This is a genomic window from Streptomyces sp. TLI_55 (assembly GCF_900206255.1).
Taxonomy (GTDB): domain Bacteria; phylum Actinomycetota; class Actinomycetes; order Streptomycetales; family Streptomycetaceae; genus Streptomyces; species Streptomyces aquilus.
Window position 1 is genome coordinate 7175742 of record NZ_OAOJ01000001.1, and the last position, 17275, is coordinate 7193016.

The 17275-nt window shown below is 71.3% G+C and carries 15 protein-coding genes and 1 pseudogene; 8 read left to right on the forward strand and 8 right to left on the reverse strand.

What is annotated here, in order from left to right:
* Nucleotides 1-11: 11 nt before the first annotated feature.
* Entirely contained in the window at nt 12-875 is an 864-nt protein-coding gene (locus tag CRP56_RS32940) for a phosphotransferase enzyme family protein (protein ID WP_097270219.1), read from the reverse strand.
* A gap of 204 nt (nt 876-1079) precedes the next feature.
* Here CRP56_RS32940 and CRP56_RS32945 point away from each other — a divergent pair, with 204 nt between their 5' ends.
* From CRP56_RS32945 to mgt, 4 genes and pseudogenes are all read left to right on the forward strand, one after another.
* Nucleotides 1080-2015 carry a carbohydrate ABC transporter permease gene (locus CRP56_RS32945; RefSeq protein WP_097270221.1) on the forward strand — a complete coding sequence of 312 codons (936 nt, stop codon included), beginning with the start codon at nt 1080-1082 and terminating at the stop codon, nt 2013-2015.
* Nucleotides 2012-2845 carry a carbohydrate ABC transporter permease gene (locus tag CRP56_RS32950; protein ID WP_097270224.1) on the forward strand — a complete coding sequence of 278 codons (834 nt, stop codon included), beginning with the start codon at nt 2012-2014 and terminating at the stop codon, nt 2843-2845. The genes CRP56_RS32945 and CRP56_RS32950 overlap by 4 nt, the downstream gene beginning before the upstream one ends.
* Complete coding sequence (locus CRP56_RS32955) at nt 2845-4119, forward strand: ABC transporter substrate-binding protein (RefSeq protein WP_097270226.1); 1275 nt, start codon at nt 2845-2847, stop codon at nt 4117-4119. Before CRP56_RS32950 ends, CRP56_RS32955 begins: the two co-directional genes overlap by 1 nt.
* A gap of 46 nt (nt 4120-4165) precedes the next feature.
* Nucleotides 4166-5399: pseudogene (gene mgt, locus CRP56_RS32960) on the forward strand (macrolide-inactivating glycosyltransferase).
* 125 nt (nt 5400-5524) lie between these two features.
* Here the strand turns inward: mgt and CRP56_RS32965 are convergent.
* Entirely contained in the window at nt 5525-7774 is a 2250-nt protein-coding gene (locus CRP56_RS32965) for an MMPL family transporter (protein ID WP_097270230.1), read from the reverse strand.
* Nucleotides 7775-7973: 199 nt separating this feature from the next.
* On the opposite strand from CRP56_RS32965, the gene CRP56_RS32970 reads away from it, so the two are divergent.
* A complete protein-coding gene (locus tag CRP56_RS32970; RefSeq protein WP_097270232.1) occupies nt 7974-8522 on the forward strand; it encodes a DUF1697 domain-containing protein in 549 nt (182 codons plus the stop codon).
* Here the strand turns inward: CRP56_RS32970 and CRP56_RS32975 are convergent.
* A complete protein-coding gene (locus CRP56_RS32975; protein ID WP_097270234.1) occupies nt 8491-9327 on the reverse strand; it encodes a transglutaminase-like domain-containing protein in 837 nt (278 codons plus the stop codon). The two genes, CRP56_RS32970 and CRP56_RS32975, sit on opposite strands and share 32 nt — an antisense overlap.
* A gap of 56 nt (nt 9328-9383) precedes the next feature.
* Between CRP56_RS32975 and CRP56_RS32980 the strand changes: the two genes are divergently transcribed.
* Both CRP56_RS32980 and CRP56_RS32985 read left to right on the forward strand, forming a co-directional pair.
* Nucleotides 9384-10403, forward strand: coding sequence for a ketopantoate reductase family protein (locus tag CRP56_RS32980; RefSeq protein ID WP_097270236.1), 1020 nt, complete (start codon nt 9384-9386; stop codon nt 10401-10403).
* A gap of 73 nt (nt 10404-10476) precedes the next feature.
* The gene (locus tag CRP56_RS32985) at nt 10477-11094 is read left to right on the forward strand and encodes a mycothiol-dependent nitroreductase Rv2466c family protein (RefSeq protein ID WP_097270238.1); all 618 of its coding nucleotides are present in this window, start codon (nt 10477-10479) and stop codon (nt 11092-11094) included.
* Here the strand turns inward: CRP56_RS32985 and CRP56_RS32990 are convergent.
* Nucleotides 11091-12383: an MFS transporter gene (locus CRP56_RS32990; RefSeq protein WP_097270240.1), complete on the reverse strand. Its 1293-nt coding sequence runs from the start codon at nt 12381-12383 to the stop codon at nt 11091-11093. The genes CRP56_RS32985 and CRP56_RS32990 overlap by 4 nt on opposite strands.
* Nucleotides 12384-12439: 56 nt before the next feature.
* Here CRP56_RS32990 and CRP56_RS32995 point away from each other — a divergent pair, with 56 nt between their 5' ends.
* Entirely contained in the window at nt 12440-13423 is a 984-nt protein-coding gene (locus CRP56_RS32995) for an ArsR family transcriptional regulator (RefSeq protein WP_218877995.1), read from the forward strand.
* 79 nt (nt 13424-13502) lie between these two features.
* Here the strand turns inward: CRP56_RS32995 and CRP56_RS33000 are convergent, their stop codons facing one another.
* From CRP56_RS33000 to CRP56_RS33015, 4 genes are read right to left on the reverse strand one after another with little or no spacing between them, the layout of a single operon-like run.
* A complete protein-coding gene (locus tag CRP56_RS33000; RefSeq protein ID WP_097270242.1) occupies nt 13503-14243 on the reverse strand; it encodes a sirohydrochlorin chelatase in 741 nt (246 codons plus the stop codon).
* Nucleotides 14244-14248: 5 nt separating this feature from the next.
* Entirely contained in the window at nt 14249-15169 is a 921-nt protein-coding gene (locus tag CRP56_RS33005; protein WP_097270244.1) for an ABC transporter permease, read from the reverse strand.
* On the reverse strand, nt 15156-15941 hold the full coding sequence (locus CRP56_RS33010; RefSeq protein ID WP_097270246.1) for an ABC transporter ATP-binding protein: 786 nt from the start codon (nt 15939-15941) through the stop codon (nt 15156-15158). Before CRP56_RS33010 ends, CRP56_RS33005 begins: the two co-directional genes overlap by 14 nt.
* 36 nt (nt 15942-15977) lie before the next feature.
* Nucleotides 15978-17090: an aliphatic sulfonate ABC transporter substrate-binding protein gene (locus CRP56_RS33015; RefSeq protein ID WP_097270248.1), complete on the reverse strand. Its 1113-nt coding sequence runs from the start codon at nt 17088-17090 to the stop codon at nt 15978-15980.
* Between the last annotated feature and the right edge of the window lie 185 nt (nt 17091-17275).

Sequence of the window (17275 nt, forward strand, 5' to 3'; positions counted from 1 at the left end):
CGCCCCCACGCTCAGAACGGATACCAGCGCACCGTCTCGTCGCCGTCCCTGAGCGACGCCACCCGCCGCTCGAACTCCGCCAACGCCCGCGGGTTGCTCGGCGCGTGCTGGGCCACCCAGGCGCAGCTCGCCGTCTCCCGGGCGCCCCGGAGCACCGAGCAGCCCTCCCACTCGCACACGTCCCAGCCGTACGCCTCGGTGAAGTCGTCGTAAGCCGCCGCCGGGAGCCCGTACCGGTCCCGGGACAGTGCCATCACCACCAGGTCGTGCTCGCGCAGGTCCGCGGAGAAGGTCTCCAGGTCGACCAGGACCGGACCGTCGGGGCCGACGTGCACATTGCGGGGGAGCGCGTCGCCGTGGATGGGGCCGCGCGGCAGGTGCGGGGTGAGCGCGGCGGCGGCCGTCGCGAAGCCGTCCCGGCGCTCCCGTAGATAGGCCGCGTCCGCGGGGTCGATCGCGTCGCCCGCGAGCCGCAGCCAGCGTTCCACGCCGCCCAGCAGCTCGCGGGGCGGCAGTGCGAAGGAGGGGAGGGGCAGGGCGTGGACGACCCGTAGCAGTTCGGCCAAATCCCGGGGCTCGGCGGGCCGTACGGCGTCGGGCATCCGGTGCCACACCGTCACCGGGTGCCCCGCGACGAGCAGTGGCTTCGGCTCGGCCGCCCGAACGGCGGGCACCCCGGCCTCGGCGAGCCACAGCGCGATGTCCAGCTCCCGGCGCGCCCGGTCCAGGAGTTCGGCGTCCCGGCCCACCTTGACGACCAGGTCACCGGCGGCGAACACGGCGTTCTCGCCGAGCGCCAGCAGCCGCGCCTCCCCGGCCGCCCCGGGCAGCACCGCCGCCTCGGCCAGCACCTCGCGCGCCCGTGCCTCGTCCATCGTCCGCCTCCGTGTCCCGTTCCCGCCGCTGTACGCGCGCGCAGCGCGCACCGGGCGTCGAGTTCCCGCCATCCGGCGCCCAGTCTCGCATTCGTACAGGTCGGACGGTGTGCACGGTGCCTTGACGGCGCACACCCCCTTCACGACCATGACCGGGGCCCGCCGGACCCGGAGCGTCCCGAGCCGTGCGAAGGAGCCGATCACGTGACATCGCTGACCGCGACGAAGCGGTCGACGCGCGGTGCGCCACGCGCCGAGGGGGGCCGCGGGGCGGTGGACCGCGGCGCCTGGTTCCTGGTGCTGCCCGCGCTGATCCCGATCCTCGTCCTGAGCGTCGGACCGCTGTTCTACGGCATCCTGCTGGCGTTCACCGACGCCCAGTCGGGGCGCACCCGGTCCACCCAGTGGATCGGCGGCCTCAACTTCCAGGACCTGCTGCACGACACGCTGTTCTGGGAGTCGTTCCGAATCGGCCTGGTGTGGGCCGTCGGGGTGACCGTGCCGCAGTTCCTGCTGGCGCTCGGCCTCGCGCTGCTGCTCAACGAGGACCTCAGACTGCGCTGGCTCGCCCGCGCGCTGGCGATCGTCCCGTGGGCCATGCCCGAGGTCGTCGTCGGTGTCATGTGGCGGCTCGTCTACAACCCCGACGCGGGCGTCCTCAACGAGACCCTGCGCGACCTCGGCCTCGGCGACGGCCGGGACTGGCTCGCGGGCCTGTCCACCGCCCTGCCCGCCGTCATCGTCGTCGGCGTGTGGGCCGGCATGCCGCAGACCACGGTCGCCCTGCTCGCCGGCCTCCAGAACACCCCGCGCGAACTCCACGAGGCGGCGGCGATGGACGGCGCGGGCGCCTGGCGCCGGTTCCGCACGGTCACCTGGCCCGCCCTCAGACCGGTCGCGCTCGCGATCACGGCGCTCAACTTCATCTGGAACTTCAACTCCTTCGCCCTGGTCTACGTCCTGACCAGCGGCGGACCCGGCGGCCGCACCCGGCTGCCGATGCTGTTCGCCTACGAAGAGGCCTTCCGCTACGGCCAGTTCGGCTACGCGGCGGCCATGGGATGCGTGATGGTCGCGGTGATCTCGGTGCTGCTCGCCGTCTTCCTGGCGGGCCGGCTGAAAGGCGGTGACGAGGCATGAGGACCAGCACCGCGGGCCGCGTCGGACAGTACGCCGCCCTGCTCGGCTATCTCGTCTTCCTCGCCTTCCCGTTCCTCTGGCTGCTCTCCATCGCCTTCAAGTCCCCCCGGGAACTGGGCAGTCTGCACCCCACCTGGATCCCGCGCGACCCCACCCTCGACAACTTCCGGCAGGCCTTCGACGAACAGCCGCTGCTGCGCGCCGCGGGCAACTCCCTGCTCGCCGCGCTCGGCGCCGCGCTGATCGCCGTACTGATCGCGACACCGCTCGCGTATGTGATGGCCCGGCGGCGCGGCCTGCTCGCGCGGGCGGCGACCGGGTGGGTGGTGGTCAGCCAGGCGTTCCCGCTGGTGCTGGTGATCATCCCGCTGTTCCTGGTGCTGAAGAACCTGCGGCTGATCAACTCGCTGTTCGGGCTGGTGCTGGTGTACGTGGTGTGGGCGCTGCCGTTCGCGCTGTGGATGCTGGTCGGCTATGTGCGGGCGGTGCCCGAGGAGTTGGAGGAGGCGGCGGCCGTCGACGGCGCCGGGCGGCTGCGGACGCTGGTGTCGGTGACCGCGCCGCTGCTGGCGCCGGGGATCGTGGCGACGGCGCTGTTCGCGTTCATCACCGCGTGGAACGAGTTCTTCTTCGCGCTGGTCCTGCTGAAGACCCCGGAGAAACAGACCCTGCCGGTCGTCCTCACCCATTTCATCGGCGCGGAGGGCGTCGCCGACCTGGGCCCGTTGGCCGCCGCCGCGTTCCTCGCGACGCTGCCCTCGCTGGTCGTCTTCGCCCTCATCCAGCGGCGGATCACGAGCGGCATGCTCGCCGGGGCGGTGAAGAGCTGATGCGGACGAAGGCGATCCTGGTCCTGTTGTTCCTGCTGACGGCCTGCACCGGCGGTGGCGGAACCTCCGACGACGGCACCGTCACCCTCCGCTTCCAGTCCCTGGCCTGGCAGGAGGAGTCCGTCGCGGCCAACAAGCAGCTGGTGCGGGAGTGGAACGCGACCCACCCGGGCGTCAAGGTCGAGTACGTCCAGGGCAGTTGGGACAGCGTCCACGACCAGCTGCTCACCTCCTTCGAGGGCGGCGAGGCCCCCGACATCATCCACGACGCCTCCGACGACCTCGCGGACTTCGCCTACGGCGGCTATCTCGCCGACCTGACCGACCTGCTGCCCGCCCGGCTCAAGTCCGACATCCCGCAGCGCAGTTGGGAGACGACGACCTTCGGGGACGGCGTCTACGGCGTGCCGTTCCTCCAGGAGCCACGGGTGCTCGTCGCCAACGCGAAGTGGCTGGAGGAGTCCGGTGTGCGCGTTCCGACGCCGGGCAGGCCCTGGAGCTGGCCCGAGTTCCGGCGGATCACCGAGGAGCTCAGCGGCGACGGGACGTACGGCGTCGCCTGGCCGCTCAAGGAACCCGTCTCGGCCACCCTCAACCTGTCCCTGTCGGCGGGCGGTCAGCTCTTCCACCGGGGCGCCGACGGCAAGGTGACCATCCGGTTCGGGAAGGGCGACGAGGTCGTCCCGCGAACCATCCACGACCAGGCGAACACCGACCACAGCGCCTCACCCACCACCCTCGGCAGCGGCGGTTCCGACACCCTGCCCGGCTTCTTCGGCGGCAAGTACGCGATGGTCCCGCTCGGCTTCTCCTACCGCCAGCAGATCGCGCAGCAGGCGCCGAAGGGCTTCGAGTGGCAGGTGCTGCCCGCCCCGGCCGGCGTCGACGGGCTCAGCCAGGGCGTCAGCCCGCAGACGCTGTCCGTCGCCGAGGACAGCCCCCACAAGAAGGAGGCGATGGAGTTCGTCGACTTCCTCCTCCGGCCGAAGAACATGGTGCGCCTCGCGCTCGGCGACTGGATGCTGCCCACGGGCACTCAGGCGTTGAAGGACCCCGCCCTGCACACCGCCGAGAACGGCTGGGCCACCGGCACCGCCCTCGCCGCCCACCTCCGCTCGGCGCCCGCCCAGTCCGTGCGCGGCTACCCCGAGTGGAAGGACAAGGTCGCCACCCCGGCGTTCCAGGAGTACTACAGCGGCGCGATCGACCTCGACGAACTGCGCGCCCGCCTGGAGAAGGACGGCAACCTGGTCCTCGCCCGCTACCAACGCTGACCGCAGCCCGGCGCAGCGGCTGCGGCTGCACACGCGTCTTAATTAGTTGCACGAGACGTCTCGTCTCGCCTAGCTTGGACGGCATGACCACTCCCGCACACATCGCCATGTTCTCCGTCGCCGCCCACGGCCACGTGAACCCGAGCCTCGACGTCATCCGCGAGCTCGTCGCACGCGGCCACCGGGTGACGTACGCGATCCCGCCGGTGTTCGCGGAGAAGGTCGCCGCGACCGGCGCCGAGCCCCGGCTCTGGAACTCCACCCTGCCCGGGCCCGGCGCCGACCCGGAGGAATGGGGCAGCACCCTCCTCGACAACGTCGAACCGTTCCTCGCCGACGCCGTCCAGGCGCTGCCCCAGCTGATCGAGGCGTACGAGGGGGACGAACCGGACCTCGTCCTGCACGACATCACCTCCTACCCGGCCCGGGTGCTCGCCCACCGCTGGGGCGTGCCCGCGGTCTCGCTCTCGCCCAACCTCGTGGCCTGGGAGGGCTACGAGGAGGAGGTCGCCGAGCCGATGTGGGCGGAGCCGAAGCAGACCGAGCGGGGGCAGGCGTACTACGCCCGCTTCCAGGGCTGGCTGGAGGAGAACGGGATCACCCTGCACCCCGACCGGTTCGCCGGCCGGCCCGACCGGTCGATCGTCCTCATCCCCAAGGCCCTTCAGCCGCACGCCGACCGGGTCGACGAGCGCGTGTACTCCTTCGTCGGCGCCTGCCAGGGCGACCGCGGCGCGGAGGGGGAGTGGCAGCGGCCCGCCGGCGTGGACAAGGTCGTGCTCGTGTCGCTCGGGTCGGCCTTCACCAAGCAGCCCGGCTTCTACCGGGAGTGCGTGAAGGCCTTCGGCGAGCTGCCCGGCTGGCATCTGGTGCTCCAGATCGGCGCGAGCGTGGACCCGGCCGAGCTGGGGGACATCCCGGCGAACGTCGAAGTGGCCTCGTGGGTACCGCAGTTGGCGGTGCTGCGGCAGGCCGACCTGTTCGTCACCCACGCCGGCGCCGGCGGCAGCCAGGAGGGCCTCGCGACCGGCACGCCGATGATCGCCGTACCGCAGGCCGTGGACCAGTTCGGCAACGCGGACATGCTCCAGGCGCTGGGCGTGGCCCGGCAGGTCGCCACCGAGGAGGCCACCGCCGAGACCCTGCGGGCCCTGGCTCTCGCCCTTGTCGACGACCCCGAGGTCGCCCGGCGGCTGAAGGACATCCAGGCCGGGATGGCCGAGGAGGGCGGCACACGGCGGGCAGCCGACCTCATCGAGGCCGAACTGCCCGCCCGATAGCGAAAGCCCAACCGCCCGCCCGATAGCGAAGGCCCAACCGCCCGCCCGGTAAAGCCCGATGACACAACGCGCAGGGCCCGTTGGCTCCCCGGTGACCAACGGGCCCTGCGTGTCCGCCGCGGGCGTTACACCCGGACAGGCTCCTCCACCTCGTGCGCCACGACGTCCGCCGCCTCGTCGTGCGTGAGGTCGGGCAGCCGGTGCAGCCACTTCGGCAGGTACCAGTTGCGCTCGCCGAGCAGGGCCATGACCGCCGGGAGCAGCACACCCCGGATGATCGTCGCGTCGATGAGCACCGCGGCCGCCAGGCCCACGCCCATCTGCTTCATGGACTGCATGGACAGCGTCCCGAAGATGGCGAACACGGCGACCATGATGACGGCGGCGCTGGTGACGACGCCGGCCGTGGTGACCACGCCGTGCTGGATCGCGTCCTTCGTCGTACGGCCCTTCAGTCGGGCCTCACGGATCCGCGAGACCACGAACACGTGGTAGTCCATCGACAGGCCGAACAGGATCACGAAGAGGAACAGCGGCAGCCAGGTGATGATGGCGCCGACCCCCTCCGCGCCCACCAAGGACGCGCCCCAGCCGTGCTGGAAGACCGCGACGAGGATTCCGTAGGCCGCGCCCACCGACAGCAGGTTGAGCACGATCGAGGTGATCGCGACGGTCAGCGAGCGGAACGACAGCAGCATCAGGACGAAGGCGAAGATGATGACGAACGCGAAGACCGGGACGACCGCTCCGGTCAGCTGGTCGTTGAAGTCCTTGGACCCGGCGACCTGTCCGGTGATCGGCGCCTGGAGCCCTTCCACCTTGCCGAGGGTGGCCGGACGGACCTCGTCGCGCAGCTTGTCCAGGCTCTGACCGGCCTTGTCGAAGTCGGAGCCGCCCACCAGCGGGACGTACACGAAGGCGAGGTTCTGCGCATCGTGCAGCTTGATCTCGACCGGGCCCCGGGAGGCGCCCGAGGAGATCGCCCGCGCCTTGAAGTCGGCCAGTGCGGCGGTGACTTCGGGGGCGTTGATGTCGGCGGCCTTGACGATCACCTCGGCCGGCTCGGAACCTCCGGGGAAGGAGGCGTTGACCCTGTTGTAGGTCTGCACGATCGGCAGCGAGTCGCCGAACTCCTGGTCCAGGGTGAGGTTCTGGGTCTTCATGCCGAGCGCGGGGGCCGCGATGGCGAGCAGGGCACCGGCGGCGACCACGACGTAGACGAGCGGCTTGGCGAGGACGCCCTTCAGCACCGCGGTCCAGAACCGGCTCTCCCGGTTCCCGGCCCGCTTGCGACGCAGCCGGCTCTCCGGGTGCAGCCAGGGGATCTTGCCCTTCTCGACCCGCTCGCCAAGGAGTGACAGCAGCGCGGGCAGCACGGTCACGGAACCGACCATGGCGACCGCCACGACCATCAGCGAGGCCAGGCCCATCGCCTCGAACTCGGCAAGCCCGGTGAACAGCATCCCCGCCATCGCCACGCACACCGTGACACCCGAGACGATGATCGCGCGGCCACTGGTGGCGGCGGCGATCCGCAGGGCGGTCCGGGAGTCCCGCCCGGCCTGCCGCTCCTCGCGCTCCCGGCGCAGATAGAACAGGCAGTAGTCGACGCCCACGGCCAGACCGACCAGCAGCATCACGGAGTTGGCGGTGTCGCTCATCGGCATCACATGGCTGACGATGCCCATCAGACCCATCGTCGCCATGATCGCGCTGACGGCGAGCAGCACCGGCAGCAGGGCCGCGACCAGCGCGCCGAAGGCGATGAGCAGGATGCCGAGGGCCACCGGCACGGCGGAGAGCTCGGCCTTCTCGAAGTCGTCGCCGAACGCGTCGGAGAACGTCTTCATCATGCTCGCGCCGCCGATCTCCTCGATCCGCAGCGACCCGTGCTCCTTCTGCACCTCCTCCACGGCCTTCAGTACCGGCTCGACCCGGTCGCCCGCGGTGTCCGCCTCGCCGCGCATGTCGAACTGCACGAGCGCGCTGCGGCCGTCCTTCGAGATCGTCTTCGTGTCGTACGGCGAGGTCACGTCGGTGACCTTGCCGGTGCCTTCGACCGCCTTCATCACGGCGGCGACGGCGGCCCTGAAGTCCGCGTCGGTCGCCTTTCCGCCGGCGTCCTTGGCCTGGATGAGCACCGTCTCACTGGCGGGCTCGTCGATCCCGGCGTCCTCGATGATCTTCGCGGCGGTGTGGGTCTCGCCCTTCAGCTGGTCGCTGTCCTTGACGTCGACCCGGCCCGCCGCCGAACCGAGGCCCATGGCCAGGACCACGAACAGCACCCAGATGCCGACCGCGGCCCAGCGGTGCCGGGCACTCCAGCCGCCGGCCCGGGCCGCCAGGCCCCGCACCCTTGTTTCTCCGTTCCCCATGACGGGCTTGCCCCCTCGACCGCGGTCGCGACCCCCTGCCGCCACCTTTCGTTTCGAAGGTATGGGCCGGATAAAGCCATCACGTCGTGCTCCCCGGTGAAGTGCAGGTGAGCGGCTCGTCCTCGCGGACCAGGGCCGTCTCCGCACTGGGGAGGAGTATGTCCCCTACAACTACACACGGTCGTCCTATGGTGAGCGCATGACGACGTATGCGGCGCTGCTGCGCGGGATCAACGTGGTCGGCGCGAAGAAGGTCCCGATGGCCGACCTGCGCACCCTGATGGAGGGCCTCGGACACTCAGGGGTGCGGACCTACCTCCAGAGCGGCCAGGCGGTCTTCACCGCCGACCACGGTGACGAGGAGTCCCTCGCGGCCGAGATCACCGCCGCGATCGAGAAGACCTTCGGCTTCTCCGTGGACGTCATCGTCCGCGACCACGCCTACCTCGCCGCGATCGCCGACGACTGCCCCTTCCCGGCCGCCGAACTGGAGGCCAAGCAGCTGCACGTCACGTACTTCTCCGCCCCCATCGACGCGGACCGCTTCGCCGGCATCGACCAACAGGCCTTCCTCCCCGAGGAGTTCCGCCTCGGCGACCGCGCCCTGTACCTGTACGCCCCCGACGGCCTGGGCCGCTCCAAACTCGCCGAGCAACTCGCCAAGCCCCGCGTGAACAAGGGCCTGATCGCCACGAGCCGCAACTGGAACACCGTGCTCAAGCTGGTGGAGATGACCGCCGCAGAGTGATCTGCCGGACGCCGGTGTAGGTCGTGTACGAGGTGATCGCGTCCGGCACGGCCACCGGCTCCCCGTCGCGTGCCGCCGCGTCCATGAGCGCGAGGTCCTCGGCGGTGAGATCCGCGTCGTCCATGACCTGGCGGGGACCCCAGCCGTCCCAGGGCAGCAGTTCCACCCCGCCGAGCGCGGCCAGGTCCTGGAGCAGCCGCGCGCGGACCAGCCACAGCCCCCGGAGCCGGTCGACCGAGTGGAAACCGCACCGCGCGGGATCGATCCGCCCCTCCCGGCAGCCCCGCCAGACCTCCGCCGCCACCAGGAACCGGGCCCGCGGCACGTCCAGCGGATCGAACGGCACCTCGTACGACGGGTGCAGCACCTGCGGGTCGACCAGCCGCCAACTCCCGTCCGGCAGCCGGTACTCGGTGACCCAGTGGTCCTCCAGGAAGCCCTCCACGAAGTAGGTCGCGAAGCCGCCACGGATGCGGGACGGGGTCCCCGTGGCCCGCAACAGCGAGCACAGCAGCAGCGAGAAGTCCCGGCAGGTGCCCACGAACCGCTCGTGCGGCGCCCGTTGTTCGGTGAGCGGCACGTCCCGGCGCTCGCGCAGGACGCGCAGGATCTCGGTGACGTACCGCGACTCGGCGTCCTCGTGCAGCCGGTCCTGCGGGATGTCGTAGCCGAGGCGCGGTCCCTCCAGCCGGTGGATGATCAACCCGCGCACCAGGGAGGCCAGTTGGCCGGGGTCCGCCGGGAGCATGCCGACGTCGAGATCGCCGGGGTCGCTGAAGACCGTCTGGCCCAGATAGTCGTCCATGCCGGGGACTCTGATCCTTCACCCAGGGGCAAGGTCAACTGTGCGAGGCTCGGAGCATGCGCTACATCATCATCGGGGCAGGAGCGGTCGGAGGCGTCGTCGGTGGGCGGCTCGCCGGGTCGGGGCACGAGGTCGTGCTCGTGGCGCGGGGCGCGCACCGGGCGGCGCTGCGTGAGCGCGGGCTGCGACTCCTGGTGCCCGACGGGGAGTTCACCCATCGGCTGCCCGTCGTCGAGGGACCGGCCGAACTCGGCGACCTGCGCGCCGACGACGTGCTCGTCCTCGCCGTGAAGACCCAGGACAGCGAGGCCGCGCTGCGGACCTGGGGGCCGGCCCCGGTCGCAGGCGGGGGCACGGCCGCCGAGCGGCTGCCAGTGGTCTGCGCGCAGAACGGCGTGGAGAGCCAGCGGCTGGCCCTGCGGACGTTCCGGAGGGTGTACGGCGTCTGCGTCTGGCTGCCCTGCACGCTCGTCGAGCCCGGCGTCGTCAGCGCCGCCAGCGCCCCGCTGAGCGGCATCCTCCACCTCGGCCGCCACCCGCACGGCACCGACGAGACCGCCCGTCTGATCGCCGCCGACCTGGAGAGGTCCCACTTCGAGGCGCCGGTCGTGCCGGACGTGGCCCGCTGGCAGTACGCCAAACTGCTCGCCAACCTCGTCAACGCGGTGGAGGCCGTGAGCGGCCCGGTGTCCGCCCCGGAGGCGGAGGACCTGGTCGCCCGCACACGGGCCGAGGGCGCGGCCGTGCTGGACGCCGCCGGCATCGCGTATGTGAGCGCCGAGGAGGAACGGGCCGCCCGCGGCGACAAGATCACCTTCGAGCCGCTCGACGGCGTCCCGCGCGGCGGCTCCTCCTGGCAGTCCCTGAACCGCGGCACCGGCACCATCGAGGCCGACTACCTCAACGGCGAGATCGCCCTCCTCGGCCGCCTGCACGGCGTCCCCACCCCGCTCAACGACCTGCTCCAGCGGCTCGCCAACACCTGCGCGCGGGAGCACCGGGCGCCGGGGTCGATGCCGGTGGGGGAGCTGGTCCGGCTCGCGGGGGAGGAAGTGGACCACTCAAGGGGCGCTTGAGAAGAAGTGGACCACTGGAACAGCGCCTGATTGGACCAGGACACTGGGCCAATGAGCCATTACCGTCGACATCATGACCACCGCAGAACCCACCCGCGTCGACTTCTGGTTCGACCCCGCCTGCCCCTTCGCCTGGATCACCTCCCGCTGGCTGCTGGAGGTCGAGCGGGAGCGCCCCCTCGACCTCCGCTTCCACGCGATGAGCCTGTACCTGCACAACATCGGCAATGAACTCCCGGACTGGTACCGCGAGTTGGTGGACAAGTCGATCGGTCCGGTGCGGGTCGCCGTGGCAGCCGCGGAACGCCACGGGGAGAAGGTGCTCCGTGACCTCTACACGGCCTTCGGCACCCGTATCCACGAGCGGAAGCAGGAGGACTTCGACGCCGTCGTCACCGAGTCCCTCGCCGAGCTCGGGCTCGCGGGCGATCTCGCCGCCGCCGCGCACGACACCGGGTACGACGAGGCCGTCCGCCGCAGCCACGAGGCGGGCGTCGAGCCCGACTCCGGCGGCTATGTGGGCACACCCACGCTGCACGTCGACGGCACGGTGTGGTTCGGGCCGGTGCTGCGGGCGATCCCGCGGGGTGCCCGGGCGGCGCAACTCTTCGACAGTTTCCGGGTGTTGGCCACGGACCCCGACTTCTTCGAACTCAAGCGCACCCGGACCGGAGGGCTCAGCTTCGACTAGGCCTTGTCGCCCCGCCACTCCCCGTTCCGCAGCGCCCACGTCACCGCCGGGCCCACCGCGAGGCCCGCGACGGCGAATAGGACGCCGAGGATCGCCCAGCCCGCCCTGCCGTGCTGGATCGCGGTCACCGTGACCAGGGCGGGGCCCGCCATCATGCCCGCCGACATGCCCGCGCCGAACACACCCTGGTAGACACCGTGGACGCGGGCGTCGGCCAGCTCGTAGCCGAGGGTCCAGCCGCCCGCCGCCGACAACACCTCGGCGAAGACCTGCACGATCGCGCCGACCGTCAGCGCCAGCACCGCCCACACCGGGGACAGGCCCGCCGACACCGCGTACGCCGCGCAGGCCACCGTGAGAAGCAGCCCCGACCAGCGCATCGCCCGGACCGCGGTGGGGACTTGGGAGGCGCTGCGGGCCACCCGCACCTGGAGCAGTGCCACCAGCACACAGTTGAGGATCATCAGCAGGGCCGCCGTCCAGCGCGGTGCCTCGGTCCGCTGCACGATCCACAGCGGCAGCCCGACCTCCGACAGCGTGTACTGCACGACGAGGATCGCGTTCAGCACCGTCACCGCGAGGAACGGCAGGTCGCGCACCGCACGCCAGCGGTCGGCCGCCGGGGCGCCGGGCTCGGGGGCCTTGCGGTCCAGGGCGTGCGGGGCCAGCGGCAGCCGGGGCAGCAGCAGCGCGGGACCCGCGAAGGACACCGCGTTGACCAGAATGACCGTCACATACGCGCCCCTCGTGTCGAGTTGGAGGGCGATCGCGCCGAACGCGCCGCCCACGCCCATGAAGACATTGGTGACCATCCGCAGATACGCCCGCGCCTCCACCCGGGTAGCGGCGGGCAGCACATCGGCGTAGATCGCGCCCTGCACCCCGCGGCTCGCCATCTGGAGCCCGGTGGCGCAGACCACCGCGACGAGGAAACCGACGTACGAGTGCACGAAGACGTACGCGGCCGTCGCCACGCCCGTCCCGGCCCACAGCCACGCCCCCACGCGCCGGGCGCCCCACCGGTCCGCGGCCCGGCCGGCCGGCACCCCGGCCGCGACGCCGACCAGCCCCGCGCCCGTCATGCCGAGGCCGACCGAGGTCGCGTCGAGGCCGACGATACGGGTGAAGTACAGGACGCCGAGCGGGAAGTAGAGGCCGTTGCCGAGGGAGTTGGCGGCGGTCAGCAGGGCGGCGCGGCGGAGCGTGGGGTCGGTGGGGAGCCGGGAGGGGCGTGGCTCGGGGGCGGCGGCGGGGTCCGCGGCGGGGGTGGTGACGGGTGTCGTGGTCATGCGGACATCACACCCGGGGGCGGCATCGCACCGACAATGATTTAGCGTGGCACTCAATGATCGAGTTCCGCTTCGCCGTCGACGACCTCGCCACCACCTCCTTCGCGTACTCCCCGCTCCAGGAGACGGTGTTCTCCCTGCGCTGTCTGCACGACCCCGCGCGCTACCCCCACCACCGGCCGTGGCTGCGCCGCATCCGCCCCCGCCTGGACGCCCTCGACCACGAGTTGCTCAGCGCGCTGACCACGCCCTGGCTGTGGGTGCCGGACTGTCTGACCCCCCGCCCCGAACGCGCCCGCCCCGCCTTCGCCGACGAGCTCGACCGGCTCCGCGCCACCCCGCCGCACCTCCTCGACTCCGACTTCCGGGCCGCCTACCGCACCGAGAGCGCGCTGCCGCCGGTCGTCGCCCGCGGACTGGCCGAGCCGGACCGCTTCCTCGACCGGATCGTGGCCGCCCTCGACGCGTACTGGCACGCCTGCCTGGCCGCCGACTGGTGGCCGCGCGTGCAGAGCATCATGGAGGCCGACCTCGCCCACCAGGCCCGGGTGCTCGCCGAGCAGGGCGCCGGGGCTCTGTTCGCGGGGCTCGACCGGCGGCTCAGCTGGGTGGACGGCCAACTCCGGCTCTCCACCGACGACTTCATGCTCCAGGCGCCGTGGACCGACATGAGCATCGCAGGTCGGGGGCTCGTGCTGCTGCCGTCCCTGTTCGCCCGCGGCGCCCAGCCGCTGATCGACCCCGCCCGGCCGCCCACGATCATCTATCCGGCCCGCGGCAGCGCCACGCTCTCCGCGGAACCGCCGCCGGTCACCGACGACGCCCTGGCCCGGCTGCTGGGCCGCCCCAGAGCCCGACTCCTGCTGCTCCTCGCGGACCCCGCCTCGACGACCGAACTGGCCCACCGCCTGAATGTCACGCCGGGCGCCGTCAGCCAGCATCTGGCGGTGCTGTACGACGCGGGACTGCTCAGCAGAACGCGCAACGGGAGGGTCGTACGGTACGCGCGTACGGCACTGGGAAACGCCCTGTGCCGCTAGAGACCTGAGGGGGCGCGGGGCTGTATCGATGTGCGGCTCCGCCGTGTGGGCGCGACCAGCCCCCACGGCCCGCAGACGACTACGCGCCCACGACGGCCAGCGAAGGCACCCGAGCCTCGTCATACCGCTCCAGCAAAACCCGCGCCACCTCAGCCGAAGCCCCGAGCACATCCCCCAGCACATCCGCCTCCACCGCACCCCGCGCGATCCGGTCGGGCAGAAATCCGGGAGCAAGCACATACGGAGCGACGGCCACCCGGGAACACCCCAGCGCCCTCAACTCCCGTACCGCGTCCTCGGTCCGAGGAAGAGCAGCGGAGGCGAACGCAGGTCGCACGGCGCACCAACCGGTGTGCCGCCACTCCCGCGCGATGTCTGCGATCACTGCGATCGCCTCCGGGTCCGTGGACCCCGCCGAGGCCAGCACGACCCCGGTCGAGGATTTGTCGGCGGGCGTCAGCCCCGCCTCGTACAGCCGCCGTTCGAGGGCGGACAGCAGCAACGGCGACGGACCGAGCACCTCGGCCTGCCGGATCCGCAGCTGCGGCGGCGCGTCCCGCAGCACCGCCGGGATGTCCGCCTTGGCGTGGAACGCGCGGGTCAGCAGGAGGGGAAGGGCGACGACATCGCGTACGCCCTCCGCCGCCAGTGACTCCAACACCCCCTGGACGGACGGGATGTTGAAGTCCAGGAGGCCCGTCTCCACCCGTACGTCCGGGCGCAGCGCGCGCACCCGGCGGACGAGAGCGTGCACCGTCGCGGCGTGCCGCGGATCGCGGCTGCCGTGGGCGATGACGAGGAGAACGGGCTTCCTGAACAACGGACTTACCCCTTCACCAGCAGACCGCGGCTGCGCAGCACCCGCCGCTCCAGCGGGCTGAAGATCAGCAGGTCGACGGCGATGCCGACGAACAGGATCAGGAAGATCGCCTCGAAGATCATCGGCATGGAGCTGGCGTTGCGGCCGTTCTCCAGGAGCGCGCCCAGACCGATGCCCAGGTCGGGCGAGGAGGCGATGATCTCCGCCGCCATCAGCGAGCGCCAGGAGAAGGCCCAGCCCTGCTTCAGACCGGCGAGATAGCCGGGCAGCGCGGCCGGCAGCACGATGTGCCAGGCACCTTTCCAGCCGGTCGCGCCCATCGTGCGGCCCGCCCGCAGGAACAGCGGCGGCACCTGGTCGATGCCGGAGACGAGACCGTTGGCGATGGAGGGGACCGCGCCGAGCAGGATCACCGCGTACATCATCGAGTTGTTCAGGCCCAGCCACAGCACGGCCGGCGGCACCCACGCCACCGACGGCAGCGACTGGAGGCCGGAGAGGACGGGCCCGATGGCCGCCCGGACGAACTTCACCCGGGCCACGACCAGACCGAGCGGGGTGCCGATGGCGAGGGCCAGCAGGAAGCCGAGCAGACCGCGCTCGACGCTGGTCCAGATGTAGCCGAGGAGCTTGCCTTCCAGCCAGGCGTCCTTGAACTCGGTCGCCACGTCGCTGGGGGAGGGCAGCTTGGTCGGGTCGGTGACGATGTTGAAGGTGATCAGCCCCTGCCAGATCACCAGCACCACGGCGGTCGCCACGAGCGGCGGCAGGAGCTTGGTGCGGGCGGTCACCGTGAAGGGCGTCCGCGCGGTGGCGACGATCTCCAGGGCGTCCAGACCGGCCTCCAGACCGGCGATCTGATGGTTGCCGTCGGCCCGCGCCTGGCGCGTGTCGGTCAGGCCCGACTTGGTGTCACTGCTGGCCATGACGGCGGATCTCCCCACGCAGTTGTTCGGTGATCTCAAGGGACAGTTCGGCCACGGGGGCGTCCTCGATGCGGCGCGGCTGCGGGATGTCCACCGTCCACTCGCGCGCGATCCGGCCCGGCCGCGACGACAGCAGGACGACCCGCTGCGCGAGCCGCACCGCCTCGCGCACGTTGTGCGTGACGAACAGGACGGACAGTCCCGTCTCCTCCCAGATCCGGGTCAGTTCGTCGTGCAGCACGTCCCGCGTGATCGCGTCCAGCGCCGCGAACGGCTCGTCCATGAGCAGCAGCCGGCTCTCCTGGGCCAGCGCCCGGGCGAGCGCCACCCGCTGGCGCATACCGCCGGACAGCTCGTGCACCCGCTTGCCGTACGAGCCCTGCAGCCGGACCAGTTCGAGCAGTTCCTCGGCGCGGGCGCGCCGGTCGTTCTTCGGAACTCCGCCCAGTTTCAGGGCGAGTTCGATGTTCTTGCCCGCGGTCAGCCACGGGAACAGGGCGTGCTCCTGGAACATCAGAGCCGGTCGCCCGTCGGTCTTGATGCTGCCGGCGCTCGGGTCGTCGAGACCCGCCACCAGGTTGAGCAGCGTGGACTTGCCACAGCCCGAGGCCCCCAGGAGGGTGACGAACTCGCCCGGCGCGACATCGAGGGTGATGTCGTCGAGGACGAGCTGCTGCCCGGCGGGGCCGCCGAAGGACTTCGAGACATGCTCGATGCGGGCGGCGTACTCGACCGACTCGGCCTGCTCGGCCTTGGCAATCGCGGTGGCCATGGTCGTCACCTCCTGGGAACTCTCGGGAATCAGGGCTTACTTGACGCCGAGCCCGGCGTCGTCGACGGTGCTCTCACCGTCGGCCTTGAGAACCTTGTTCAGCAGCGTCAGGTCGTAGATGCCCTTGAGCAGCGGGTCCTCCAGCAGACCGGCCTTCACCGCGTGCTCCGCCTCGGTGTTGAGGGTGGAGGCCAGCGGGTCGTTGGTGAACTGGATGGACTTCCACGCCGGGTCCAGGACCTCGGCCGGGAGCGCCTTGCCGGAGTCGGCCTCCAGCTGCTTGTTCGCCGCGGCCTTCGCCTCGTCCGGGTTGGCGTTGATCCACTTGTTGGTCTCGACGGAGGCCTTCAGGACCGCCTCGACCGCCTTCGGGTGCGCCTTGAGGAACTTCTGCGACACGATGATGTTCGTGATCACGAACTTCTTGTCCGGCCACAGGTCCGACTCGTCGAGCAGCACCTTCGCGCCCTCGGCGACCAGCTTCGACGCGGTCGGCTCCGGGACCCAGGCGCCGTCGAGGGAACCGGCCTTGTAGGCGTCCGGGGTGACCTTGTTGTCGGTGCGGATGACCGACACGTCGCCCTTGCCGCTCTCGGCGTCGACCTTCCAGCCCTGGTCCGCGATCCAGTTGAGGAACGCCACGTCCTGCGTGTTGCCGAGCTGCGGGGTGGCGATCTTCTTGCCCTTGACGTCCTTCAGGGACTTGATCTTCTTGGGGTTGACGACGAGCTTCACACCGCCGGACGCCGAACCGCCGATGATGCGCAGGTTGGTGCCCTTGGACTTGGTGTAGCCGTTGATCGACGGGGAGGGGCCGATCCAGCCGATGTCGATGGAGCCCGAGTTGAGGGCCTCGATCTCGGACGGGCCGGCGTTGAAGACCTGGTACTTCGCCTCCGTGGCGCCGAGCTCCTTCTGGAAGTAGCCCTTCTGGTTGGCGACCAGCGCGGTGGCGTGGGTCAGGTTGCCGAAGTAGCCGATCTTGACGGAGTCGAGTCCGTCGATCTTCTCGGAGCCGGCGGCGACCTTCGCCTTGGAGTCGTCGTCCTTGGAGTCCGACCCGTACCCGCAGGCGCCGAGCGCCAGCAGCGGAAGAGCGGCGACCACGGCAGCGCCGCGGCGAAGGAAGGTTGAGCGGTTGACAGGCACGGGAGGTGTTCCTCTCGGAGGCCCGGCGGTCACGGTCTTTCAGGTCGTGGCCGGGAGGTCGGCAGGTCTTCGTCGCTTCCGGGACGTCGGGTGGGGGGACAGGGCGCGCAGGCAGTGCGCGTACGTCATCGCGCACATCGCGCGACTCCGCCCTGTCCGCTGCCGAGGTCACCGCTGCCGACGCG